The following is a 24,580-nucleotide window of genomic DNA, read 5'->3' as shown; positions in this document are numbered from 1 at the left end:
CTGCGATGACCTCCACTGCCGCCCCGCTCGACTTATTGCTACTGCCGACGTGGCTGGTACCTGTCGAACCCGCCGGCGTGGTGCTCAAGGAGCATGGCCTGGGCATCCGCGATGGGCGCATTGCCTTTATCGGCCCGCGGGCCGCGGCGCTGAAACTTTCCGCCAGTGAAGTGCGCGAGCTGCCGGGCATGCTGCTCAGCCCCGGCCTGATCAACGCCCACGGCCACGCGGCGATGACCCTGTTTCGCGGCCTGGCCGATGACCTGCCGCTGATGACCTGGCTGGAAAAACACATCTGGCCCGCCGAGACCAAGTGGGTCGATGAAGCCTTCGTGCGCGACGGCACCGACCTGGCCATCGCCGAACAGCTCAAGGGGGGCATTACTTGCTTCTCGGACATGTACTTCTTTCCCAAGGTCGCCAGTGATTGCGTCCACAACAGCGGGATGCGCGCGCAGATTGCGATTCCGATCCTCGACTTCCCGATTCCCGGCGCCAGCAGCGCCGACGAGGCGATTCGCCAGGGCATCGAGTTGTTCGGCGACCTCAAGCATCACCCGCGCATCAAGATCACCTTCGGCCCGCACGCGCCCTACACCGTGAGCGACGCCAACCTGGAAAAGATCCGGGTGATCGCCGAGGAGCTGGACGCGGCGATCCATATGCATGTGCACGAGAGCGCGTTCGAGGTACAACAGTCTGTCGAGCAGACCGGCGAACGCCCATTGGCGCGCCTCGGCCGGCTTGGCCTGCTGGGCCCGCGCTTTCAGGCCGTTCACATGACCCAAATCAGCGAGGACGACCTGGCTTTGCTGGTAGAAAGCAACACCAGCGTCATCCATTGCCCGGAATCGAACCTGAAACTGGCCAGCGGCTTCTGCCCGGTGGAGCGTCTGTGGCAGGCTGGCGTCAATGTGGCCATCGGTACCGATGGCGCCGCCAGCAACAATGACCTCGACCTGCTGGGCGAAACCCGTACCGCCGCGATGCTGGCCAAGGCCGTCTCCGGTTCGGTGACCGCCCTGGATGCCCACCGTGCCTTGCGCATGGCGACCCTCAACGGCGCCCGCGCCATGGGCCTGGAGGGCGAGATTGGCTCGCTGGAGGTCGGCAAGGCGGCGGATATCGTCGCCTTTGATCTTTCGGGGCTGGCGCAACAACCGATCTACGATCCGGTCTCACAGCTTATATATGCCACCGGACGCGATAGCGTGAAACACCTTTGGGTCGCCGGCAAGCAGTTGCTCGACAACCGGCAGTTGACCCGCATGGATGAACCACAGTTGACCGCCATGGCCATTGCCTGGGGCCAGCGCATCAGCGGGCACCGCGAATAACGCCGGTCCTGAACCCGTGTTCAGGGCCGACAAACCGATTTATCCGATTTAGAGGAACCACCATGAGCAATGTCGACCACGCCGAAATCGCCAAATTCGAAGCCCTGGCCCACCGCTGGTGGGACCGCGAAAGCGAGTTCAAACCCCTGCACGACATCAACCCGCTGCGGGTCAACTGGATTGACGAACGCATCAACCTGGCCGGCAAGAAGGTGCTGGACGTCGGTTGCGGCGGCGGCATCCTCAGCGAAGCCATGGCCCAGCGCGGAGCTACGGTGCTGGGGATCGACATGGGCGAAGCGCCGTTGGCCGTGGCCCAGTTGCATCAGTTGGAATCCGGGGTGAACGTCGAATACCGCCAGATCACCGCCGAAGCCCTGGCCGAGGAAATGCCCGAGCAGTTCGACGTGATCACCTGCCTGGAAATGCTCGAACACGTACCGGACCCCTCCTCGGTGATCCGCGCCTGCTTCCGCATGGTCAAGCCCGGTGGCCAGGTGTTCTTCTCCACGATCAACCGCAACCCCAAGGCCTACCTGTTCGCGATCATCGGCGCCGAATACATCATGAAGCTGCTGCCGCGCGGCACCCACGACTTCAAGAAATTCATCCGCCCTTCCGAGCTGGGCGCCTGGAGCCGTCAGGCCGGGCTGAGCGTCAAGGACATCATCGGCCTGACCTACAACCCGCTGACCAAGCACTACAAGCTGGCCAGCGACGTCGACGTCAACTACATGATCCAGACCCTGCGCGAGGAGTAAGCCTGTGAAGTTGCGAGCGGTTCTCTTCGATATGGACGGTACCCTGCTGGACACCGCGCCGGACTTTATCGCCATCTGCCAGGCCATGCGCGCCGACCGTAACCTGGCGCCGATCAACGACCAGCATATCCGCGATGAAATCTCCGGCGGCGCGCGGGCGATGGTCGCCGTGACCTTCTCGATGGACCCGGAATCCCCGGGCTTTGAAGAACTGCGCCTGGAGTTCCTCGAGCGCTACCTCAAGGGCTGCGCGATCCACAGCGCGTTGTTCGACGGGATGGCCGAGCTGCTGGCAGACATCGAAAAATCCAAGCTGATCTGGGGCGTGGTCACCAACAAACCGCTGCGGTTTGCCGAGCCGATCATGCAGCAGCTGGGCCTGGCCGAGCGCTCGGCGCTGCTGATCTGCCCAGACCACGTGACGAACAGCAAGCCGCACCCGGAGCCGTTGATCCTGGCGTGCCAGATGCTCAACCTGGACCCGGCCAGCGTGCTGTTCGTCGGCGATGACCTGCGCGACATCGAGTCCGGCCGCGACGCCGGCACCCGCACGGCGGCGGTCACCTATGGCTACATCCACCCGGACGACAACCCACGTCACTGGGGCGCGGATGTGGTGGTGGATCACCCGCTGGAATTGCGCAAGGTGCTGGATAACGCGCTGTGCAGTTGCTGATGGTCTACCGGTCTTGCTGACCTATGAAGCCCCTCCCACAGGGGATCTTCAGTGTTTTCCAGCTCGGTGTTGGTCACCTAGTGAATTTTGTCGAGGCTATTTATGTTTGATTACTCTGCACGTCCCGAACTGCTCAAAGGCCGCGTCATCCTGGTGACCGGTGCCGGTCGCGGGATTGGCGCGGCGGCGGCGAAAACCTATGCCGCCCATGGCGCGACCGTGCTGTTGCTGGGCAAGACCGAAGCCAACCTGGCCCAGGTGTACGACGAGATCGAAGCCGCCGGCCACCCGCAACCGGTGGTGATCCCGTTCAACCTGGAGACCGCCCTGCCCCATCAATACGATGAGCTGGCGGCGATGATCGAAAAGGAATTCGGCCACCTCGACGGCCTGCTGCACAACGCCTCGATCATCGGCCCACGCACGCCGATCGAGCAGTTGTCCGGTGAGAACTTCATGCGGGTGATGCACATCAACGTCAACGCGATGTTCATGCTGACCAGCACGCTGTTGCCGCTGCTCAAGCTGTCCCAGGACGCCTCGGTGGTGTTCACTTCCAGCAGCGTCGGGCGCAAGGGCCGGGCGTATTGGGGTGCCTATGGCGTATCGAAATTCGCCACCGAAGGCCTGATGCAAACCCTCGCCGACGAGCTCGACACCGTTGCGCCAGTACGGGCCAACAGCATCAACCCCGGCGCCACACGCACCAGCATGCGGGCCCAGGCGTACCCGGGGGAAAACCCGGCCGACAACCCGGCGCCGGAAGACATCATGCCGGTGTACCTGTACCTGATGGGGCCGGACAGCAGCGGGATCAACGGGCAAGCGTTCGACGCGCAGTAACGGCCGACACATGTGGGAGGGGGCTTGCCCCCGATAGCAGGGTGTCAGTCACTGCATCTGTGACTGACCCACCGCCATCGGGGGCAAGCCCCCTCCCACATTTATTTAGCGGTGTTCTTTAGTTTTTCACGACTTCCTCGAGGGTGAAGCGACCCAATGGGTTTTGCAGGAAGTTGCTCACATTCTTGCGTGAGATGTTGATGTACGGGCTGTAGTACAGGTCGATCCAGTTCACATCCTGTTTCGCCAGTTTCTGCAGGTCGACGTACATCTGCTCACGCTTGGCCGGGTCGGCCTCGATGCGTGCGGCGGCGACCAGTTCCTTGACCTTGTCGTTCCTGTAGCGGGTCATGTAGTTCTTGTTGGTGTCGTGGCCCAGCACGAAGGTGGTCTTCTGGTCCGGGTCGAGGATGTCGTTGGTCCAGTACATCACCGAAATATCGTAATCACCGTCCACCAGCATCTGCCAGCTTTGGGTCGGGTCGACTTTCTGCAGGTTGGCCGTCACGCCGACCTTGGCCAACTGGTCCTTGATGATCACCGCGATCTGCTCGTCGGCTTCGTTGCCGGCGTTGACCACATAGTTCAGCTTCAAGTCCTTGGCGCCGGCGTCGGCCAGCAGTTTCTTCGCCGCGGTCGGGTCATACGGGCGCTGCAGGTTGTTGGCGTAGTGGTACAGCGAACCTTTGGGGATGTAGGAATAAGCCACAGTGCCTTGACCGTAAGTGGCCGTCTTCACCAGCGATTGTTTGTCGATGGCCATGTCCAGCGCCTGGCGTACTTCCGGCTTGGCCAGCAGGCCGTGCTCGTGGTTGATCAGCAGGTGATCTTCGCGGGTGGACGGGTCGGAATGGATCACCACGTTTTTGTCTTTCTTCAGTTCTTCAACCCGGGAGAACGGTACGAAGATCGCCGTGTCCAGCTCGTTGTTCTGCACCATACGCATGCGCGTGTTGTCGTCGGTCACCGAGACCCACTCCACGCCATCCAGGCTGACGTTCCCGGCCTGCCAGAAGTTCGGGTTTTTCTTCAGGATCACCCGATCGCCCTTGCGCCACTCGCCCACGGTAAACGCGCCGGAGGTCACCGGGTTTTCCGCGTAGGCGTCTTCGCCCATTTTGCTCATGGCCTTTTCCGACAGGATCGACACCGTCGGCGACGCCAGTTGCGAGAGGAACGCGACAGCCGGAGTCTTCAGCGTTACCACCAGGGTTTGCGGGTCGGCGGCCTTGGCCGTGTCGATCAGGCTGAACGGGTCGCTCCACAGCGAGGCCTTGTTGTCACGGATGCGCAACAGGCTGAACGCCGCATCCTCTGCGGTGATCGGCGAGTCATCCGAGAACTTCGCCGCACGCAGCTTGAAGGTGTAGGTCAGGCCGTCCTTGGAAATCTCCCAGCTTTCAGCCAGCCCCGGCTCCATCTTGGTGCCCAGGTTGTCCACGCGCACCAGGGTGTCGTAGACGTTGGCAAAGACCCAGGTGTCGCGGTTTTGCGCGCTTTTGATCGGATCAAACGTGGTGCTGTCTTCCCGGCAACCGATGGTGAGAACACCGGCGGCCTGGGCAAGACCGGCGGTCAGCGACCAGGCGGTCAATGTGGCGGCGGCGAGCAACTTCAAGTGGCGCGATTGCATGTCATAACTCCTTGTTTATAACGGCGGTTGTTCAAGAATGGCAGGGGTCAAAGCAAAGGTTCTTCAAGCACGCAACTGTACCGATGCTCGTGCAGGAAATGGGTCGGCGGCAACACCACGGAACACACGGTCTGGGCATACCGGCAACGCGGGTGAAAAGCACAGCCTGTAGGCAAATTCAGCGGGCTCGGCGGCTCGCCGGGCAAGGGCTCCGTGGGCAACGGCCGATGCGGATCGATCTCGGGAATCGCCTGGATCAACGCCGCCGTATACGGGTGACGCGGTGAAGTGAAGACCGCTTCCACCGGCCCCTCCTCGACGATCTGGCCCAGGTACATCACCGCCACGCGGTCGCACAGGCGGCGCACGATGGCCAGGTCATGGGCGATGAACAGGATCGCCAGGTTCATGCGCTGTTGCAGTTCCAGCAACAGGTTGATGATCTGTCCCTGGATCGAGACATCCAGTGCCGCCACGCATTCATCGGCAACGATCAGGCGCGGCTCCACCGCCAGCGCCCGGGCGATGCCGACTCGCTGGCACTGGCCGCCGCTGAGGGAACCGGGCTTGCGAGCGGCCAATTCAGGGCGCAGGCCGACCAGCTCGAGTAACTCGTCGACACGCCGCGCGATCTGCTGCGGCGCGACTTTGTGCTGCACCCGCAACACTTCGGCAAGGGTTTCGCCGATGGTGTGGCGTGGGTTCAGCGCGGCATACGGGTCTTGGAAGATCATCGCGGTTTCATGGCGCAGGCGGGCGATGTCGACGGCGCTGCCGTGGGCCATGTCGATGCCGTCGAACAGCACCTGCCCGGCGCTGATCGGGTTGAGGTGCAGAATCGCCCGGCCGAGGGTACTTTTGCCGCTGCCGGATTCGCCCACCAGCCCCAGGGTCTCGCCCGCCGCCAGGTTCAGCGACACACCGTTGACCGCCCTCACCCACTGTTTGTGCAGGCCGAACATCCCGCTGCCGGACGCGGCAAACCGCACCTCCAGGTCCTTGATCTGCAACAGGCTCATGGGCGATCTCCCAACGGATAGTGACAGGCCACCCGCGCACCTTCCGGCAAGCGTTCGCGACACAGGCTGCCGACTTGCGGGCAACGCGGGTGGAAGCGGCACCCGACGGGCAACGCATCGAGCAACGGCGGCTGGCCAGCAATGGTGCGCAGCAAGGCGTGGCCGCTGCTGTGGGCCGGCTGGCAATCGATCAGCCCCGCGGTGTACGGGTGTCGGGGATGGGCGAGCAACTCGTATTTGCTGGCGTGCTCGCACAGGCGCCCGGCGTACATCACCGCGATGGTGTCGCAGGTTTGCGCCACCACGCCGAGGTCGTGGGTGATCATGATGATCGACAAGCCACGCTGGTCGCGCAGCTCCAGCAACAGCCGCAGGATTTGCGCCTGCACGGTCACATCGAGGGCCGTGGTGGGTTCGTCGGCAATCAGCACTGTCGGGTTGCAGCCCAACGCCACAGCGATCATGGCGCGCTGGCGCATGCCGCCGGAAAACTCATGGGGGTAGTTGTCGACCCGCGCCTGGGGATCGGGAATGCCCACTTGGCGCAACACCTCGATGGCTTGCCGGCGCGCGTCTTTTTTTGACGCGCCTTGATGCAGGCGGATGCCCTCGGCGATCTGTTCGCCGATACGCATCAGCGGGTCGAGGTGGCTGCTGGGGTTCTGGAAGATCATGCCCAATTGCCCGCCACGGATTGCGCGCATGCCTGCGTCGTCCAGTGGCAGCAAGTCCTGGCCGGCCAGGCGCACCGCGCCGCCCTGCACGCGCAGGTTGGGCGACGGCAACAGGCGGATCAGCCCGCGACAGGCCATGGTCTTGCCCGAACCGCTTTCGCCTACCAGGCCGAGGATCTCGCCTTCGGCCAGGTCGAAGGAGACGCGGTCGACCAGGGTCACGTCGCGCCCGGCATTGTTGGCGATCACGCTCAGGTCGCGCACTTGCAGCAGGCTCATGGGCGCTCTCCCAACACTTGCGCCACGCCATCGGCCAGCAGGCTGAAGCCCATGGCCAGGGTCACGATGGCCAGCCCCGGAAAAGTACAGATCCACCAGGCGGTGGTAATGAAGGCCTGCCCTTCGGCGACCATCGTTCCCCACTCGGCGGTCGGCGGTTGCACGCCCAGGCCCAGGTAACTCACCGCTGCGCCGTTGAGCAGCACCAGCACCGCGTCAGACATGGAAAACACAATCGAGCCAAACATCGCATTCGGCAGCAAGTGCCGGAACAGAATGCGCCCATGGCCAAAGCCGAGGCTTTTGGCCGCCAGGGCGAAGTCACTTTCCTTGAGCACCAGGATCTGCGAGCGGATCAACCGCGCATACGACACCCAGCCCACCAGCGCCATGGCGATATAGAAACTCTTCAAGCCCGGACCGAGGATGGCCATGATTGCCAGCATCAACACCAGGAACGGGAACGCCAGGATCACGTCGATGACGCGCATGCAGACGCTGTCGAAACGCCCGCCGATATAGCCGGAGACCGCGCCGATAAAGGTACCGATCATGAACGGGAAGATCACCCCGACAATCGCCAATTGCAGGTCGATGCGTGCGCCCCAGATCACCCGCGAGAGAATATCGCGGCCATAATTATCCGTACCGAAGGGATGGCCCAGGCTCGGCCCGAGCAAGCTGAGATCGGTGTTCTGCGCGATCGGGTCGAACGGCGCGAGCCACGGCGCAAACAACGCCAGGCCCAGCCACGCCAGCAGAATCAGCAAACCCCACGCGGCGGTCAGCCGCCCGTCGCGCAAGCCAAAGCGCAGGCGCAAGCGCCATGGCGCGATCAGTGGACGAGTGCTCATTGCATCTTCACCCGTGGGTCGAGGGCGACGGTCACCACATCCGCGACGAAGTTGACCACCACCGTCGCACAGGCCAGCACCATGGCCACGCCCTGCACCACCATGTAGTCGCGGGTAAAGATGCCGCGCACCAGTAACTGGCCGATGCCGGGAATGGCGAACAGGCTTTCGATAACTACCGTGCCGCTGATCAGCCAACCGATATTCACCGCCAGCAGGTTGACCGTCGGCACCAGGGAATTGGGCAGTACATGCCGGCGAAACACCGCCGCTTCCGACAACCCGCGCGCCCGGGCGGCGGTGACATGGTCCGCCTGCAACTCCATCAACATGCTCGCCCGCAGGTTGCGCACCAGCACCGCCGACAGGGCCAGGGCGATGGTCAGGCACGGCAGGACCATATGGTGCGCCTTGTCCAGCCAGGTGCGACCGTAGCCAGACACCGGAAACAGGCCCCATTGCACGCTAAGCAGCAGGATCAGCATCAACCCCAGCCAAAACGCCGGCATGCCCAGGCCGACGGTGGTGAACACGCGGATCAGGTTGTCCGCCCAGCCGCCTTTGCGCCGCGCCGCGACGGTGGCCAGCGGCACTGCGATCAGCAGCGCCAGCAGCACACTGCCGAGCACCAGCACCAGGGTCGGCTCGATACGGGTGACGATCAGCTTCAACGCATCGACCTTGTACAACAGCGATTGGCCGAGGTCGCCCTTGAGCAGGTTTTTCAAGAAGTAAAAATATTGCAGCCACAGCGGCTGGTCGAGCCCGAACTGTGCGCGGATCTTCAGCAACGCATCCGGCGTGCTGCGCGAGCCGAGCAGCGCGCGCGCCGGGTCACCGGGAATCGAGCGCACCAGCACGAAGGTGATCAGGCTGATGCCGAACAGCACCGGCAGCAATTGCAGCGGCCGGGTCAGCACGAAGCGGTAGCGCGCCAGGTTCATCCGTCAGCCTCGGTGACGAGCGAGGAAGTCCAGCAGTACCGGGAAGTACGCCTGGGGCTCTTCGTAAAATGGCATATGGCTGCTGTTGCGGAACACATGCAATTCGGCGTGCCGGGCGGCCAGTTTCATGCGCAGGGCGCAGGCCGGGGTGAGCTCGTCGTGCTGGCCGGTGGTGATCAGCATCGGCATGTTGAAATCGGCCATCTCGGCGATGCGGTTCCAGTCCTTGAGGTTGCCGATATACAGAAATTCGTTGGGGCCCTGCATGGTTGCGTAAGGGCCCATGTTCCAGTCGTCAAGGGAGCGCCGGAGCGGCGCCGGCCATTCGTCCAGGCGGCACACATGACGATAATTGAGCAAGGTGATCGCGGCCTGGTACTGCGGATGATCCAGCGTCCCCATGGCTTCATGGCGCTGCATCATCGCCACGGTTTCACTGCCGAGGGCGCCGCGCAGGCGTTCGAGTTCCTGGGAGAGGTGCGGAATGTCGCCGACGGTGTTTTCCAGGATCAGGCTTTTCAGCGCATCGGGGTAATGGATGGCGTATTCGATGCCCAGCCAGCCGCCCCAGGAATGCCCGAGCAAATGCACACGGCCCAGGCCCAGGGTTTGGCGCACGGTTTCGACTTCTTCGACATAACGGCCGATTTCCCACAGGGAAACATCGGTCGGTCTGGCTGAAGCACCGGTGCCAAGCTGGTCGAATGCAACCACTCGCAGGTCATGCTCTTTGAGCCAGCCATGGGCGTCGCGCAAATAGTCACACGGTAGCCCTGGCCCGCCGTTGAGGCACAACAGCACCTCATCGCCTTCGCCAAAGCTGTAGACCGCGAGGTCATGGCCATCGACTTGCACGGTGTACTGCTGGTCGGGGGCTATTTCACGCCACATGCATACGTTCCTTGTGTGGTATCGGCCTGGCGGGTTGCGGCCGCTTATGAGGCCATAAGCTACCGAGGATGCCGTGCATCCATAACCTAGTATTTCTTATAGGTTTGGCCTGGCAGTCCTTCGCCGGGGCGTGGCATTCTACTTGCAGCAAGTCGAGATTCATATGAATTCGGGAGCAGAACGGATGCTGGCCAAGCTAACTGCCTTCAATCACCGTCTCATGCCGGGCAGGAGCCTGGACGAGCAGATGGACAATGCGTTTATCCTAGCCCAACAGTTGGGTTTCGATGCGCTGGTGTATGACTACTCACCGGTGCCCATCGACCTCAACGGCACGTTGATCACACCTTCGGTGCTGCAACTGCGCAACACGCCTTCCGATTGGCATGCCTTGTGGTGCAGCGAAGGGTTCTACCAGATCGATCCGGTGCAGCACCTGGCCTTGAATACGGTGTCGCCGTTTGTCTGGTCCTACGAGGCCAAGGCGCAGACGGCGCTGCAGAAGATCATCGACCCGTGCCACGCCCCCGTCTCGTCTTACCTGCATGACCAGCAACTGACCTGCGGCGTCAGCGTGCCGATTCATCTGCCCCGGGGCGGCTTCGCATCGTTGACCGGCTTGCGCACCGGCAAGGCGCATACGGTGCTGGAGGACGCGCAACAGAGCTTGTCGGATTTCGGCCTGATTTCCCATGCCCTGCAGGAAGCGGCCTACCCACTGTTCAGCAATGAACTACGCACCTACCCGCATATCCGTCTGACCAAACGCGAGCGCGAGTGCCTGAAATGGGCCGCCGACGGCCTGACCGCCGCCGAAATCGCCACGCAGCTGAGCCGCTCGCTGGCGGTCGTTACCCTGCATCTTGCCTCGGCAATGCACAAACTGGGGGCGAAAAATCGCGTACAGGCCGTGGTGCGCGCCACTCATTACCGCCTGCTGGAAGATTGACCCTTCGGCAAAACCTAGCTGTTTTGCTAGTTACCTAAACGTCGCGTGCCGATTATCGTGTCCCTGATACTTTTTTTTCAAAGCAGGATACGAAATGGAATTCATCGAAAAAGTCCGCGAAGGGTTTGCGCCCTTCGGCCCCTATCAGACCTGGTATCGCGTCACTGGCGACCTGGCCTCGGGCCGTACACCGCTGGTGATCATCCACGGCGGTCCCGGCTGCACCCATGATTACGTCGATGCCTTCAAGGACGTCGCCGCCAGTGGTCACGCCGTCATCCACTACGACCAACTGGGCAACGGCCGCTCCACGCACTTGCCCGACAAAGCCCCGTCCTTCTGGACTGTCAGCCTGTTCCTCGACGAACTGAACAACCTGCTGGACCACCTGCAAATCAGCCAGGACTACGCGATTCTCGGGCAATCCTGGGGCGGCATGCTCGGCAGCGAACACGCGATTCTGCAACCCAAGGGCTTGCGTGCGTTTATCCCGGCCAACTCGCCCACCTGCATGCGTACCTGGGTCAGCGAAGCCAACCGCCTGCGTCAGCTGCTGCCCGAAGGCGTGCATGAAACCCTGCTCAAGCATGAAGCCGCCGGCACCTACCAGGACCCGGAATACCTCGCCGCCTCGCGGATTTTCTACGACCAGCATGTCTGCCGGGTCAACCCATGGCCGGACGAGGTTGCGCGCACGTTCGCCCAGGTCGATGCAGACCCGACCGTGTACCACGCCATGAGCGGCCCGACCGAGTTCCATGTGATCGGCAGTTTGAAGGACTGGAACGTGATTGGCCGTCTGTCGGCAATCAAGGTGCCGACCCTGGTGATTTCCGGCCGGCATGACGAAGCCACGCCGCTGGTGGTCAAGCCGTTCCTGGATGAAATCGCGGATGTGCGCTGGGCGCTGTTTGAAGACTCCAGCCACATGCCCCATGTCGAAGAGCGCCAGGCGTGCATGGGGACAGTGGTGAAGTTTTTGGATGAGGCGTGTTCAGTGCCGCACAAGACCCTCAAAGCAAGCTGACGAGCAATGTGGCAGCGGGCCTGCTCATGATGGCGGTGGTTCAGTCAGCGCCTGACCGCCATCGCGAGCAAACCCGCTGCCACCGTTTCAAACCTCGCTGGTCTCGGCCTTCGCGGTTTTTCTCGGCACCTCGGCCACCAGTGGAATCTCCTTGCCTTCGGCATCGAACAGCTTGCCGCCCCTGAAGTAATCGCCTTCGCGCAAGACGGCCACATCCTGGAAACACAGGCTGCGCTCAGTCCCGGCCACAAACACCGACTGCTGGTCCGAATTGCCGGCGGTGAAGTGGTTGAACGCCAGGTTCAGCAAGATCGCCATGATCGCCGACGAACTGATGCCCGAATGGAAAATGGTCGCGAACCAGCTGGGAAAATGATCGTAGAAGCTCGGCGCGGCAATCGGGATCATGCCGAAACCGATGGACGTGGCCACGATGATCAGGTTCATGTTGTTGCGGTAATCCACCTTGGACAGTGTGCGAATACCGCTGGCCGCCACGGTGCCGAACAACACGATTCCGGCACCGCCCAACACCGAGGTCGGCACTGCCGCAATCACCCGCCCCATGAACGGCAGCAGGCCGAGGACGACCAGGAACAACCCGCCTGTCGCGACCACAAAACGACTTTTCACCCCGGTGACCGCCACCAGGCCGACGTTCTGGGCGAACGCGCTCTGGGTAAACGAACCAAAGATCGGCGCGAACAGGCTCGACAGCATGTCGGCACGCAAGCCATTGCCCAGGCGTTTGGAGTCGACTTTGGTGTCGATGATCTCGCCCACGGCCAGGATGTCCGCCGAAGTCTCCACCAGCGTCACCATCACCACAATGCACATGGAAATGATCGCGGCCACATGGAAGGTCGGCATGCCGAAATGGAACGGTGTGGGGAAGCCGAACATCGGCCCCTGGGTCACGCCGGAAAAGTCCGCCATGCCCAGGAACACCGCAATCACGGTGCCGATCACCATCGCCAGCAGGATCGATAACCGCGAGATCGTCGCACTGCCGATCTTGCTCAGCAACAACACCAGCAACAGGGTCAACGCGGCCAGGCCGACGTTCGCCATGCTGCCGAAATCCGCCGCACGGCTGTTGCCGCCCATGGCCCAGCGCGCGGCTACCGGCATCAGCGTCAGGCCGATGGTGGTGATCACAATGCCGGTCACCAACGGCGGGAAAAACTGGGTGATCCGCGAGAACACCGGCGTGATCAGCAGCCCGATAAACGACGCAGCCATCACCGCCCCGAGAATCGCTGGCACCCCACCGGCGCCATCACTGCCGACAATCGCCACCATCGTCGCCACGCCGGCAAACGACACGCCCTGCACCAGCGGCAACTGACAACCAAAGAACGGCAGGCCAAGGGTTTGCAACAACGTGGCCAGGCCGCCGGCAAACAGCGACGCGGCGATCAACAGGCCGATATCCGCCGGCGACAACCCGGCCGCCTGGCCGACGATCAACGGTACGGCAACGATGCCGCCGTACATGGTGAGCACATGCTGCAGGCCGTAAGCCATGTTGGCGGCGACGCCGAGATTCTCATCTTCGGGTCGTTGCGATGACGCCTTCGGGATAGTCATGGTGAGGGGTTCTCTGTTTTTGTTGTGGCGCCACTGTATGCAATACCGAGACTAGATGTCCATAGAGCTGTATACAATCATTCGAACAAGATACCCTCCACCGGCGTTACAAAAACAATCCGGCCGTCATGAGCCAGAACGCCATAGGACCTAAAACAATGAAAAAGGCATTACAGGGCGCAACCGTTGCATTGACCCTCCTCGGCGGCGGGGAGGCTGTCGCGCTGGAATGGATGAACAACAGCGTAGGATTTCGCTACGGCCAGCAATTCACCAACCCGAACAACCCCGACGCATTCAGCAAGCGCATCTACAGCGTCACCCACGCCAGTGGCTACCAGTACGGCAGCAACTTTCTGAACCTCGATGTGTTTTTGTCCGACAGCCGCGACCCGCGCAAGGGCACCGACCACGGCGGCAGTGAGGTGTATGCGGTATACCGACACCAGTTGTATGCCTCCCGCGTTTTCGATACGCCGCTGGGCACCGGGTTGATCAAGGACTACGCCCTGACCCTGGGCTTCGATGCCAACCGCAACAACAACTTTGCCTCGGCGAAAAAACGCGCGCTGGTGCTCGGCCCGACCTTGAAGTTCAACACCGTCGGCGTATTGGACCTGAGCCTGATGTATTACAAAGAACGCAATCACAGCGGGATTCCCGGCGCGAAAGAGTCGGACCATACCTTCGACGACACCTACATGCTCAACCTGACGTGGATGCGTCCGTTCGAGATCGGCAGCCACGCGGCCAAGTTCCAGGGGTTTATCAACCATGTCGGCAACAAGGGCGAGGACTTCCACGGCCGCGATACCGCAGCGGAAACGCTGATGCGTAGCGCGCTGATGGTCGCGGTGCGACCCGGCAAGCGCGTAACGCCGAACCTGTACCTCGGAGTGGGCTACGAGTACTGGCATAACAAGTTCGGTGTGGATGGCGGTCGGGGCAGTCGCACGTCGACACCCACGCTGAATATGGAAGTGACGTTCTAGGATTTACCGCTCAAGCCCCTGAAGAAACCGTAATCACGTGTGGGGGTTGGCTTGCCTGCGATCGCATCGGCTCGGTAAACCTGATGCAGCGCAGGCTATCCAGCGCCCACCTGTCAGATCAAGCATTCGCCAATTGCGAATCATCGGTTTTCGGCCGCGCCAACCAGTAACCCAGCACCGCCAGCGGCGCGGTCGCCAGCATCACGATCACAGTGATCCGCAGCGGCTGCTCAAGCATCGACGACACCAACAGGCTGCTGAGAAAACACAGGCCCAGTTGCAGGGTGTTTTGCAGCGCCGCTGCCTTGCCGGAGTTTTCCGCAAACGGCATCAGCGCATTCGCCACCACGATGGGATAACTGGCGCCGTTGACCAGCGCCATCAGGCAGAACGGAATCAACAAGGTGGTCAGGGTCGGCACGCTCAAGGTGGCGACCAGGTACAACGCCAGCATGCTGATGCAGTAGGCCACCAGCAGCCAGGGCAACAGCGTCTTGCCCTGGAATCGCTGCAACGCGCTGCGGCAGCTGTAGCCTCCGATCAGGAACGCGAGGGTCGGCAGCACATAACTCAGGCCGATGTCATTCGGGCTGTAGCCCATATCGCCGAGGATGAACGGCGAGGCGGTCAACCAGGCGAAGAAACTGGCGGAGCAGGCAGCAAAGATCATGACGTTGCCGGTGAACACGCGCGAGCCGAGCAATTGTCCATAACCGAGGCGCGTCGGTTCGCCTTCCTCCGCCAGCCGTTTCGGCGCGGTGCGCAGGAACAGAGTCGGCAGCAGCAACAGCAGCGACACGCCCAGCAACACCGCGAAAATCGCCTGCCAGCCAAAGTGATTCAGCACCATGGCCCCCAACAGCGGCGCCAGGGCCGGCGACAACGACATCAGCGGCATGATGCTGGCGAACACGCGGTGAGCCTTGTCGGCCGGGTAGCGGTCAATCACCAGTGCCTGCCAACTCACGGCGGCGGAACACACGCCAATCGCCTGGATAAAACGCAGTGCCAGCAGCTGCGTGGCGGTCTCGACCCAGAACATGCCGACGCAACCCAGCACGAACAGGCTCAGGCCCGTGAGCAGGATCGGTTTGCGCCCCAGTCGGTCAGACAACGGCCCCCACAACAACTGCCCCACGGCAAAGCCCGCGAGGAAAATACTCAAGCTGGCGCCCACCGCGCCCGCGCCGATGTGTAATTGCTCGCCCATGGCGCCGAACGCCGGCAAGTACATGTCCATGGCGAGATAACCGAGCATGCTCAGACCCGCCAGGTACCAGGTGAAACCAAAAGAATTTTTCATTGAAGCCTTGTTGAACCTGCCATCAAACTATTTGCTGACTGCTGCCCATTATGAAGCTGGCAGCCTCTCTGTGAAGCGATAATAATTGGACACTTCTATCAATTAATTTGAAGGCAACCGCCATGTGGTCCGAATACTCCCTGGATGTGGTCGATGCCGTCGCACGCCATGGCAGCTTCAGCGCCGCCGCCCAGGAATTGCACCGCGTGCCGTCGGCCATCAGCTACACGGTGCGTCAGTTGGAAGAGTGGCTGGCCGTGCCCTTGTTCGTGCGGCGCCATCGCGACGTCGAGCTCACCGCGGCCGGCCGTCTATTTATAGACGAAGCCCGCGGCGTGATGAAAACCATGCTCGGTACACGGCGCCTGTGCCAGCAAGTGGCCAATGGCTGGAGCGGCCAGTTGAAGGTCGCGGTGGACTCCATCGTCAAACCCCAGCGCTGCCGGCAACTGGTGCTGGATTTCTATCGGCAGTTCCCTGACGTGGAATTGCTGCTGGAGTACGAGGTGTACAACGGCGTGTGGGACGCCCTCGCCGATGAGCGCACCGACATCGTGATCGGCGCCACCAGCGCGGTGCCGGTGGCGAGTCACTTTACGTTTCGCGATATGGGCCTGTTGAACTGGTTGTGCGTGGTCAGCGCGAAACACCCGCTGGCGGCGTTGGATGGTTTGCTCAGTGACGATCAACTGCGCCCGTTCGCGTCCCTGTGCATGACCGATACCTCGCGCAACCTGCCCAAGCGCGATACCTGGACCCTGGATAACCAGCGCCGGCTGGTGGTACCAAACTGGGCCTCGGCCATTGACTGCCTGCGCGACGGCCTGTGCGTCGGCATGGCGCCGGCGCATCAGGTGTTGCCGTGGATCGAACGCGGTGAGTTGGTCGCGCTGCAACTGCGCCGGCCGTTCCCGGCCAGCCCGTCATGCGTGGCCTGGGCACAGAACAAACTGTCCCCGGCGATGAGTTGGTTGCTGGACTACCTGGGGGATAGCGAGACGATGAACCAAGAGTGGTTGAATGGGAGTGACCGCTGAAGATCACCGGAATCCCCTGTAGGAGGGGGCTTGCCCCCGATGGCGGTGTGTCAGTTGCAGATTGCTCGACTGATGCACCGCCATCGGGGGCAAGCACCCTCCCACAGGGGATCTCATTTCAATCCAGCAAGCGGGTGATGGCCCGCACGATCATCTCGACCTCCTTGGCCTCCAGGGTCAGCGGCGGCAGCAGGCGAATCACCTTGCCCCGCGTCACGTTGATCAACAACCCATGTTCCTCGGCGGCGCGCAGGGCCAGCTCGCGACACGGGTCTGCCAGCTCGATACCGATCATCAAGCCCTTGCCGCGAATCGCCAGGACCTGCGGGTGCTCATCCAACTCCACCCGTAAGCGGGCCAACAAGCGCTCGCCCTGTTGCGCGGCGTTCTGCAGCAGGCCTTGTTCTTCAATGATCTCCAGCACGGTGCAACCCACCCGGCAGGCCAATGGGTTACCGCCGAACGTGCTGCCGTGGCTGCCCGGAGTGAACAAGTCGGCCGCCACGTTCCTGGCCAGGCAGGCACCGATGGGCACGCCGTTGCCGAGGCCTTTGGCCAGGGTCATCACGTCCGGCACGATGCCCTCGTGTTGGAAGGCAAACCAGGCGCCGGTGCGGCCGATGCCGGTCTGGATTTCATCGAGCATCATCAGCCAGCCGTGGCGCGTGCAGTGAGCGCGCAGGGCTTTTAGGTAACCCGGCGGCGCCACTTGCACCCCGCTTTCGCCCTGGATCGGTTCCAGCAAGACCGCTGCGATGCGCGTGCCGAACGTTTGCGTGATCGCCTCCAGCGCCGCCAGGTCGCCGAAGCCGACTTTGAGAAAATCCCCCGGCAAGCGCTGGAACCCCAAGCGTACCGAAGGCCCGTCGCTGGCCGCCATGGTGCCCAGCGTGCGGCCGTGGAAGGCGTTTTCCATCACCACCACCAACGGCGCCTCGATGCCTTTTTTCCAGCCGTGCAGCCGCGCCAGTTTTAGCGCGGTCTCGTTGGCTTCGGCGCCGGAGTTGTTGAAAAACGCACGATCGAGGCCCGACAGTTGGGTCAGACGCTGGGCCAAGCGTTGTTGCCAATCGATGCTGTAGAGGTTGGAGGTGTGCAACAGCAACCCGGCTTGTTCGCTGATGGCTGTCACCAGTTTCGGATGGGAGTGCCCGACGTTGGTCACGGCCACGCCTGCCACGGCGTCCAGGTATTCGCGCCCCTGCTGGTCCCACAGGCGCGTGCCCAGGCCACGCGCAAAGCTCAAGGCCAAGGGTTGGTAAGTGGTCATCAGGCAAGCGGCGGTCATGGTGGCAAGCTCCAGTGCTGGGTTGGGATGGGTCCAGTATCGTTAGCCACCCAAGCTGGATAAACTGTGCTTTTCTGCAATGACTTTAAACCAGGGCTTGATAATGGATCTGTTCCAGGCGATGTCGGTGTATGTGAAAGTGGTCGAGACCGGCAGCATGACCGCCGCGGCCCATGCCAGTGGGATGTCGACCACCATGGTCGGCAACCACTTGCGCGCCCTGGAGCAACGCCTGGGGGTCAGCCTGCTCAAGCGCACCACGCGCAAGCAAAGCCTCACGGAATTCGGCGGGCAGTATTACCAGCGCTGCCTGGAAGTGCTGGGACTGGTGGCCGACTCCGAGCAATTGGCCGAACAGGCCCACAGCGACGTGCCCAAGGGCACCCTGCGCATCACCGCCCCGCCCGCCTTCGGCACCGAACGCCTGGCGCCGGCCTTGAGCGAATTTTCCCAACGTTACCCGCTGATCAAGCTGTACGTGGTGCTCAGCAATCAACGCATGGACCTGGTCGACAGCGGCTTCGACGTGGCCATCCGCCTGGGCGAGCTGGAACCCTCAAGCCTGATCGCCCGGCCCCTGCAGGACTACACCATCACCCTGTGCGCCGCGCCGGATTACCTGGCGCGACGCGGCACGCCGCAAACGCCCGAGGATCTGCAACAACACGACTGCCTGGCCTTCGCCTACCCATCCGGCGACGATTGGCGTAACGCCGACAAACTGTGGCGCATGAGCGACGCGGACGGCGAAGTGGAGATTCCGGTGTCCGGCTCGCTGACCATCAACAGCTCGCAAGCCCTGCGCCAGGCGGCGGTGCAAGGCATGGGCATCGTCATGCTGCCCGATGCCCTGGTGCAGCCCGACCTGCAGAGCGGGAAGCTGGTGGCCTTGCTGACCGCCTATCAACTGCCCCGCCGCCCCATGCATTTGCTGTACGGCCAGGATCGTTACCGCCTGCCTAAACTGCGGGCGTTCGTGGATTTTGCCCTGGAGAAATGGGCGCGCTAAAAGCCCACGCCCAATTCACGCAGACGCTCAGCGGTGCGCTCGGCGCAAACGTGGTGAATGCCTTGCCAGCCCAGCGCGATAGCCGCGTCGATATTGCCCGCGACATCATCGATGAACACCACTTCGGCAGGCTGGATATCCGGCAGATAAGCGCGCACCTGGCCGAGGCTGGCGTGATAGATCGCGGCATCGGGCTTGATCACCTTCAACTCGCCGGAGACCACGATATCGCGAAAACACTGCAGGAACGGGTAGTTGGCCCGCGCATAGGGGAACGTCTCGGCCGACCAATTGGTGAGCCCGAACAGCGGCACGTCGGCCTGATGCAGCGCCTTGAGAATGGCCACGCCCTCGGGCAACGGCCCGCGCAGCATTTCATGCCAGCGGTCGTAGTAGGCCGTGATCAAGGTTTCGTGCTGGGGATATTGCGCGACCAGGCTGCGCGTCGCCTCGGCCAGGGTGCGACCGGCGTCTTGCTCGGTGTTCCAGGCCTGGGTGCAGATGTTGTCGAGGAACCATTGCCGCTCCTCTTCATCGGCGATCAGCTGGCGGTACAGGTGCTGCGGGCTCCAATCGAACAGGACACCGCCAAAATCAAAAACGACTGCACGAATCGTCATCAGATCCTCCGTTAGCGTGAGTTGATAGCGGATGGAGTCTGGCAGATCGCGATGGCTTTACACACAACGAATGTGGGAGCGGGCTTGCTCGCGATGGCGGTTTGTCAGTGCCGGAGGTTTCGGCTGACCCACTGCAATCGCGGGCAAGCCCGCTCCCACATGTTTTTCGAGCGTGTTTAGGCTTGGACCAGACCGTTGATCTTCACGGTCGGATTCACGTCAGCCTCGTAGTCCACGCCGTCGATCTCAAAGCCGAACAAGCGCAGGAACTCAGCCTTGTAGCCGGCAAAATCGCTGATCTCGTTGACGTTGTCGTCGGTGACCTGATTCCACAGCGCAGCCACGGCGTCCTGGACTTTCGGTTGCAGCTCGGCCAGGTCGGCACGCAGGCGGCCGTCGGCGTCGAGCTTCGGCTCGCGGCCGTACAGGCTGTCCTTGAACAGGCCATAGACCTGCTCGATGCAACCTTCGTGAGTGCCCTGCTCTTTCATCACTTTGAACAGCAACGACAGGTACAGCGGCATGATCGGGATCGCCGAGCTGGCCTGGGTGACCACAGCCTTGAGCACCGACACGCGGGCGTCGCCCTTCAGTGCGGCCAGGTTGTCGCGCAGGGTCAGGACTTTCTTGTCCAGGTCCTTCTTGGCTTCGCCGATGGAGCCGTTCCAGTAGATATCCTGGGTCAACTTCTCGCCGAGGTAGGTGAACGCCGTGGTCTTGGCGCCTTCAGCCAGCACGTCCGCTTCACGCAGGGCGTCGATCCACAGCTGCCAGTCTTCGCCGCCCATGACTTTCACGGTGCCGTCGATTTCTTCCTGGGTGGCCGGCTCAAGGGTGGTGTCGACGACAACGCCCTTGTCGGTGTTGATCCCGCGCAGGGTCACGGCCTTGCCGATCGGCTTGAGCGTGGAGTTGTGCACCACGCCCTGCGGGTCGGTGCGGCGTGGCGCGGCCAGGCTGTAGACCACCAGGTCGATCTTGCCCAGGTCTTTCTTGATGGTCTCGATGGTCAGGCGCTTGATCTCGTCAGAGAACGCGTCGCCGTTGATGCTCTTGGCGTACAGGCCTTTTTCGACGGCAAACTTCTCGAACGCGGCGCTGTTGTACCAGCCGGCGGAGCTCAGCTTGCCTTCTTCGCCTTCTTTCTCAAAAAACACGCCCAGGGTATCGGCGCCGCAGCCAAACGCAGCACTGATGCGCGCGGCCAGGCCGTAACCGGTGGAAGCACCGAGGACCAGCACCTTTTTCGGGCCGCCTTCGATGACGCCGTGTTGGGTGACGTAGTCGATCTGTTCCTTGACGTTCGCTTCACAGCCAACAGGGTGAGCGGTCACACAGATAAAGCCACGAACCCGCGGTTTGATGATCATAAAATTTCTGCCTCTTCCAAGGTGCCGAAGGCCAATGGTGGCCATTCAACGTAATCGTACCGGTCTATGACGTCCAAAAAACCGAAGCGTCACGATAGTCGCAAATCTTCTGTTTACAAAATCCAATCCCAAACTCGCCGCGCAAGCCGCGCCGCGGGTTAAAAACTGTGTCAGTTCTTCACAATTTCGCAATATTTAAAACGCCCATCGACCTGAGAACGTCTTATCATGACGAGGTTATTTCAATATGTTTCGCAACCCCACCACTCGCAGCCACGCATCTGGACCTGTCGAATGGAGTCCAGCTGGAGCTGAGTTTCATGAGTAAATCTGCGTTACGCAAAAAAGCCGTGTCGTTCGCCTGGGCATTCGGCGTCCTGCTGATTATCTACCTCTTTCCCCTGACCACCGTGGTGTTCCTCGGCCTCGTGCTGGTCTGCGGTATCTATGATTTCCTGCGTAACGGCCTGTATGACCGCGACACCTTCAAGAAATATTTCATCGGCAGCGGCCGCAATACCTGGCTGCTGGCACCGTTCAACACCCTGTTCGACCTGCTGAGCAGCCGCAACCGCCACGTCTACACGATGCGCGACCTGCCGCCCGCCTGGCGTGAAGACCTGCAACAGGTGATCGACGACGCCATGGCCCACAAGGATGAAATCATCGGCTACCTGGACGAACGCATGGCCGAGAAGAAACGCGGCATGCTGTTTTTCCAATGGTACGGCCGGCCGATCGAAACCACCCTGGACATCCCGGAACTGCGCAAGAAATTGCCGTTCGTGAAGACCATCGGCGTGTCGGTGTTCAACGAAAACCGTTCGACCTCCTTCCACTTCGGCCCCCTGCGCATGATGTTCCGGGTGCTCTATAACATGGCGCCGGCGCCTCACCATGAGGGCGTGTACATCCAGGTGGGCAAACACAAGCATTACTGGCACGACGACCCACTGTTTATCTTCGATGACACGCTGATGCATGCGTCCTTCAACAAGAACGATGCCAAGCGCTACTGCCTGTTCATTGATATCGTGCGGCCGACCGCGTTGCCCGCCGTCCTCAATGCCGTGATCACAGGGTTTGCCGGCCTGGTGTTCACGCTGCGTCGGGTTTTCTACAAAAACTGGAAGCTGATCCAGTAGGTTCTGCGGCATGATGGGGCTGGACAGTATTTGCGTAGCGCCTGCGGGCCAGCGAAAATAGCCGTCTCGTGCGACCGTATCCGGCGCCCATTCTTCTCAAGCCATCGCCCCCATGACGGGCGCGGTGGCTGTGCTTTCAAGGAATCAGAATGCCCCAACGTCAAGTCATCAATGCCTCCGTCAGCCCCAAGGGCAGCCTCGAAACACTCTCCCAGCGTGAAGTCCAGCAACTGAGCGAAGCCGGCTCCGGCAGCATCTATACCCTGTTCCGCCAGTGCGCCCTGGCCATCCTCAACACCGGCGCGCACATCGACAACGCCAAGACCATCCTCGACGCCTATAAAGACTTTGAAGTGCGTATCCACCAGCAGGATCGCGGCGTGCGCCTGGAACTGCTGAACGCCCCGGCCGACGCCTTCGTCGATGGCGAAATGATCGCCAGTACCCGCGAAATGCTGTTCAGCGCCCTGCGCGACATCGTCTACACCGAGAACGAACTGGACAGCCAGCGCATCGACCTGAGCAACTCCCAGGGCATCACCGACTACGTGTTCCACCTGTTGCGCAACGCACGCACGCTGCGCCCGGGTGTCGAGCCGAAGATCGTGGTGTGCTGGGGCGGGCACTCGATCAACACCGAAGAATACAAATACACCAAGAAAGTCGGCCACGAACTGGGCCTGCGCAGCCTCGACGTCTGCACCGGTTGCGGCCCCGGCGTGATGAAAGGGCCGATGAAGGGCGCGACCATTTCCCACGCCAAGCAACGCATCAACGGCGGGCGCTACCTGGGCCTGACCGAGCCGGGCATCATCGCTGCGGAAGCACCGAACCCGATCGTCAATGAGCTGGTGATCCTGCCGGACATCGAGAAGCGCCTGGAAGCCTTCGTGCGCGTCGGCCACGGCATCATCATCTTCCCGGGCGGCGCCGGCACGGCGGAAGAGTTCCTCTACCTGCTGGGCATCCTGATGCACCCGGACAACCGCGGCCTGCCGTTCCCGGTCATCCTCACCGGGCCAAAGCACGCCGCACCGTACCTGCAACAGTTGCACGCATTCGTCGGCGCCACCCTCGGCGAGGCCGCGCAGGCGCACTACCAGATCATCATCGACGATCCAGCCGAAGTGGCCCGCCAGATGACCGCCGGGCTCAAGGCCGTCAAGCAGTTCCGCCGCGAGCGTAACGATGCGTTCCACTTCAACTGGCTGTTGAAGATCGACGAAGGCTTCCAGCGCCCGTTCGACCCGACCCACGAAAACATGGCCAGCCTGCAACTGAACCACGCGCTGCCACCCCATGAACTGGCAGCCAACCTGCGTCGCGCGTTCTCGGGGATTGTAGCGGGCAACGTCAAGGACAAGGGCATTCGCCTGATCGAGCAGAACGGCCCTTACCAGATCCATGGCGACCCGGCCATCATGAAGCCGCTGGATGAACTGCTGCAGGCGTTCGTCGCCCAGCACCGCATGAAGTTGCCGGGTGGCGCGGCATATGTGCCGTGCTACCGCGTGGTGCAATAAGTCAGCACACATGCTGTAGCGCTTTAACCTTGTGTTCAGGCTTGTCGGCGGGAGACGTCGGGCTATCGTTTTTACGAAGCCCGACTGACCCACACCGAGGAGCGACCTATGGACCAACGGATCTTGTTCTCCCAGACGCCTTACCCTAATGTAAGGAGTATCACGATGGAGACCTTCAATATGGCGACCGCCACGCTGACTTCAAAAGGACAAATCACCATCCCCGTCCAGGTCAGGACAGCCCTGGGCCTGGAAACGGGAGACCGGGTTGAATTCGTCGAAATGGAAGACGGCAAATTTTCCATTATTGCCGCGAGCAAAACCGTTCACGACCTCAAGGGGCTGATCCGCAAGCCTGCCCAGGCCATTTCCATCGAGGACATGAACCGCGCGATTGCGGCACAGGGAGCGAAAGCCCGATGATCGGCCTGGATACCAATGTGCTGGTGCGCTATGTCACCCAGGATGATCCGGTCCAATCCGCCAAGGCATCCGAGCTGATCGAATCCCTCACCACCCTGTCGCCAGGCTTTGTCAGCCTGGTGTCGGTGGTGGAGTTGGTATGGGTGTTACAAAGTTGCTACCAGTCAGCCAAGAGCGATGTGGTGGCGGTGCTGGAAACGCTGCTGCGAACCCGTGAATTGATCGTCGAGCATGCCGAGATCATCTGGCAGGCGCTCCGGCGGTTTTCGGCGAACAAAGCCGATTTCGCCGACTGTTTGATAGCGCGCTGCGCCCACGCAGCCGGCTGCGAGTACACCGCCACCTTTGACCTCGATGCGGCCAAGGCTGCGGGCATGAAGCGACTGGCCTGAG

General features: G+C 61.8%; 24 protein-coding genes. 13 read left to right on the top strand and 11 right to left on the bottom strand.

What is annotated here, in order from left to right; translation table 11 throughout:
* The first annotated feature begins 5 nt into the window (after positions 1-5).
* The 4 genes from JN756_RS09025 (at position 6) to JN756_RS09010 (ending at position 3,617) form a co-directional block, all read left to right on the top strand.
* A complete protein-coding gene (locus JN756_RS09025) occupies positions 6-1,337 on the top strand; it encodes a TRZ/ATZ family hydrolase (protein WP_046384283.1) in 1,332 nt (443 codons plus the stop codon).
* Between the two features lie 62 nt (positions 1,338-1,399).
* Positions 1,400-2,098: a bifunctional 2-polyprenyl-6-hydroxyphenol methylase/3-demethylubiquinol 3-O-methyltransferase UbiG gene (gene ubiG / locus JN756_RS09020; RefSeq protein ID WP_017848856.1), complete on the top strand. Its 699-nt coding sequence runs from the start codon at positions 1,400-1,402 to the stop codon at positions 2,096-2,098.
* A 4-nt stretch (positions 2,099-2,102) separates the two neighbouring features.
* Positions 2,103-2,774, top strand: coding sequence for an N-acetylmuramic acid 6-phosphate phosphatase MupP (gene mupP / locus JN756_RS09015; RefSeq protein WP_046384284.1), 672 nt, complete (start codon positions 2,103-2,105; stop codon positions 2,772-2,774).
* A gap of 102 nt (positions 2,775-2,876) precedes the next feature.
* Positions 2,877-3,617 carry a YciK family oxidoreductase gene (locus JN756_RS09010; protein ID WP_017848858.1) on the top strand — a complete coding sequence of 247 codons (741 nt, stop codon included), beginning with the start codon at positions 2,877-2,879 and terminating at the stop codon, positions 3,615-3,617.
* Positions 3,618-3,735: 118 nt separating this feature from the next.
* Here the strand turns inward: JN756_RS09010 and JN756_RS09005 are convergent, their stop codons facing one another.
* From JN756_RS09005 to JN756_RS08980, 6 genes are read right to left on the bottom strand one after another with little or no spacing between them, the layout of a single operon-like run.
* A complete protein-coding gene (locus JN756_RS09005; RefSeq protein ID WP_126587943.1) occupies positions 3,736-5,250 on the bottom strand; it encodes an ABC transporter substrate-binding protein in 1,515 nt (504 codons plus the stop codon).
* 47 nt (positions 5,251-5,297) lie between these two features.
* Positions 5,298-6,269, bottom strand: coding sequence for an ABC transporter ATP-binding protein (locus JN756_RS09000; protein WP_057003758.1), 972 nt, complete (start codon positions 6,267-6,269; stop codon positions 5,298-5,300).
* The gene (locus tag JN756_RS08995; protein ID WP_079443132.1) at positions 6,266-7,222 is read right to left on the bottom strand and encodes an ABC transporter ATP-binding protein; all 957 of its coding nucleotides are present in this window, start codon (positions 7,220-7,222) and stop codon (positions 6,266-6,268) included. Before JN756_RS08995 ends, JN756_RS09000 begins: the two co-directional genes overlap by 4 nt.
* Positions 7,219-8,076 carry an ABC transporter permease gene (locus tag JN756_RS08990; RefSeq protein WP_057003760.1) on the bottom strand — a complete coding sequence of 286 codons (858 nt, stop codon included), beginning with the start codon at positions 8,074-8,076 and terminating at the stop codon, positions 7,219-7,221. The genes JN756_RS08995 and JN756_RS08990 overlap by 4 nt, the downstream gene beginning before the upstream one ends.
* Positions 8,073-9,020 (bottom strand): ABC transporter permease, encoded by a 948-nt coding sequence (locus JN756_RS08985; RefSeq protein WP_046384288.1) that lies wholly within the window; start codon positions 9,018-9,020, stop codon positions 8,073-8,075. Before JN756_RS08985 ends, JN756_RS08990 begins: the two co-directional genes overlap by 4 nt.
* A gap of 3 nt (positions 9,021-9,023) precedes the next feature.
* A complete protein-coding gene (locus JN756_RS08980; protein WP_017848864.1) occupies positions 9,024-9,911 on the bottom strand; it encodes a proline iminopeptidase-family hydrolase in 888 nt (295 codons plus the stop codon).
* A gap of 184 nt (positions 9,912-10,095) precedes the next feature.
* On the opposite strand from JN756_RS08980, the gene JN756_RS08975 reads away from it, so the two are divergent.
* The gene (locus JN756_RS08975; protein ID WP_017848865.1) at positions 10,096-10,860 is read left to right on the top strand and encodes a LuxR family transcriptional regulator; all 765 of its coding nucleotides are present in this window, start codon (positions 10,096-10,098) and stop codon (positions 10,858-10,860) included.
* 94 nt (positions 10,861-10,954) lie between these two features.
* A complete protein-coding gene (locus tag JN756_RS08970; RefSeq protein ID WP_079443131.1) occupies positions 10,955-11,887 on the top strand; it encodes a proline iminopeptidase-family hydrolase in 933 nt (310 codons plus the stop codon).
* An 87-nt stretch (positions 11,888-11,974) separates the two neighbouring features.
* Here JN756_RS08970 and JN756_RS08965 read toward each other — a convergent pair whose 3' ends face one another.
* Positions 11,975-13,477, bottom strand: a complete 1,503-nt coding sequence (locus JN756_RS08965) for a nucleobase:cation symporter-2 family protein (protein ID WP_108524372.1) — start codon at positions 13,475-13,477, stop codon at positions 11,975-11,977.
* Between the two features lie 158 nt (positions 13,478-13,635).
* Between JN756_RS08965 and JN756_RS08960 the strand changes: the two genes are divergently transcribed.
* Complete coding sequence (locus JN756_RS08960; protein ID WP_046384292.1) at positions 13,636-14,469, top strand: hypothetical protein; 834 nt, start codon at positions 13,636-13,638, stop codon at positions 14,467-14,469.
* A 118-nt stretch (positions 14,470-14,587) separates the two neighbouring features.
* Here JN756_RS08960 and punC read toward each other — a convergent pair whose 3' ends face one another.
* Positions 14,588-15,772, bottom strand: coding sequence for a purine nucleoside transporter PunC (punC, locus tag JN756_RS08955; RefSeq protein ID WP_201022034.1), 1,185 nt, complete (start codon positions 15,770-15,772; stop codon positions 14,588-14,590).
* A gap of 122 nt (positions 15,773-15,894) precedes the next feature.
* Between punC and punR the strand changes: the two genes are divergently transcribed.
* Positions 15,895-16,809: a DNA-binding transcriptional activator PunR gene (punR, locus tag JN756_RS08950; RefSeq protein WP_126585878.1), complete on the top strand. Its 915-nt coding sequence runs from the start codon at positions 15,895-15,897 to the stop codon at positions 16,807-16,809.
* A gap of 118 nt (positions 16,810-16,927) precedes the next feature.
* Here punR and JN756_RS08945 read toward each other — a convergent pair whose 3' ends face one another.
* Complete coding sequence (locus JN756_RS08945) at positions 16,928-18,097, bottom strand: aspartate aminotransferase family protein (protein ID WP_201022033.1); 1,170 nt, start codon at positions 18,095-18,097, stop codon at positions 16,928-16,930.
* A gap of 103 nt (positions 18,098-18,200) precedes the next feature.
* On the opposite strand from JN756_RS08945, the gene JN756_RS08940 reads away from it, so the two are divergent.
* Positions 18,201-19,106, top strand: coding sequence for a LysR family transcriptional regulator (locus JN756_RS08940; RefSeq protein WP_017848872.1), 906 nt, complete (start codon positions 18,201-18,203; stop codon positions 19,104-19,106).
* Here JN756_RS08940 and JN756_RS08935 read toward each other — a convergent pair.
* Positions 19,103-19,726: an HAD family hydrolase gene (locus JN756_RS08935; protein ID WP_201022032.1), complete on the bottom strand. Its 624-nt coding sequence runs from the start codon at positions 19,724-19,726 to the stop codon at positions 19,103-19,105. The genes JN756_RS08940 and JN756_RS08935 overlap by 4 nt on opposite strands.
* 176 nt (positions 19,727-19,902) lie before the next feature.
* Positions 19,903-21,096 (bottom strand): enoyl-ACP reductase FabV, encoded by a 1,194-nt coding sequence (fabV, locus tag JN756_RS08930; RefSeq protein ID WP_046384297.1) that lies wholly within the window; start codon positions 21,094-21,096, stop codon positions 19,903-19,905.
* Between the two features lie 320 nt (positions 21,097-21,416).
* On the opposite strand from fabV, the gene JN756_RS08925 reads away from it, so the two are divergent.
* From JN756_RS08925 to JN756_RS08910, 4 genes are all read left to right on the top strand, one after another.
* Positions 21,417-22,241: an aspartyl/asparaginyl beta-hydroxylase domain-containing protein gene (locus JN756_RS08925; protein ID WP_046384298.1), complete on the top strand. Its 825-nt coding sequence runs from the start codon at positions 21,417-21,419 to the stop codon at positions 22,239-22,241.
* Positions 22,242-22,390: 149 nt separating this feature from the next.
* Positions 22,391-23,764 (top strand): nucleotide 5'-monophosphate nucleosidase PpnN, encoded by a 1,374-nt coding sequence (ppnN, locus tag JN756_RS08920; protein WP_046384299.1) that lies wholly within the window; start codon positions 22,391-22,393, stop codon positions 23,762-23,764.
* 165 nt (positions 23,765-23,929) lie between these two features.
* A complete protein-coding gene (locus JN756_RS08915) occupies positions 23,930-24,187 on the top strand; it encodes an AbrB/MazE/SpoVT family DNA-binding domain-containing protein (protein ID WP_026140263.1) in 258 nt (85 codons plus the stop codon).
* Positions 24,184-24,579, top strand: a complete 396-nt coding sequence (locus JN756_RS08910; RefSeq protein ID WP_057003768.1) for a type II toxin-antitoxin system VapC family toxin — start codon at positions 24,184-24,186, stop codon at positions 24,577-24,579. The genes JN756_RS08915 and JN756_RS08910 overlap by 4 nt, the downstream gene beginning before the upstream one ends.
* Position 24,580 lies beyond the last annotated feature (1 nt).

It is taken from the genome of Pseudomonas sp. Y39-6, from assembly GCF_023651955.1.
Classification (GTDB): domain Bacteria; phylum Pseudomonadota; class Gammaproteobacteria; order Pseudomonadales; family Pseudomonadaceae; genus Aquipseudomonas; species Aquipseudomonas veronii.
The sequence above is the reverse complement of the archived record's forward strand: the minus strand, read 5'-3'. Positions and strand labels throughout refer to the sequence as shown.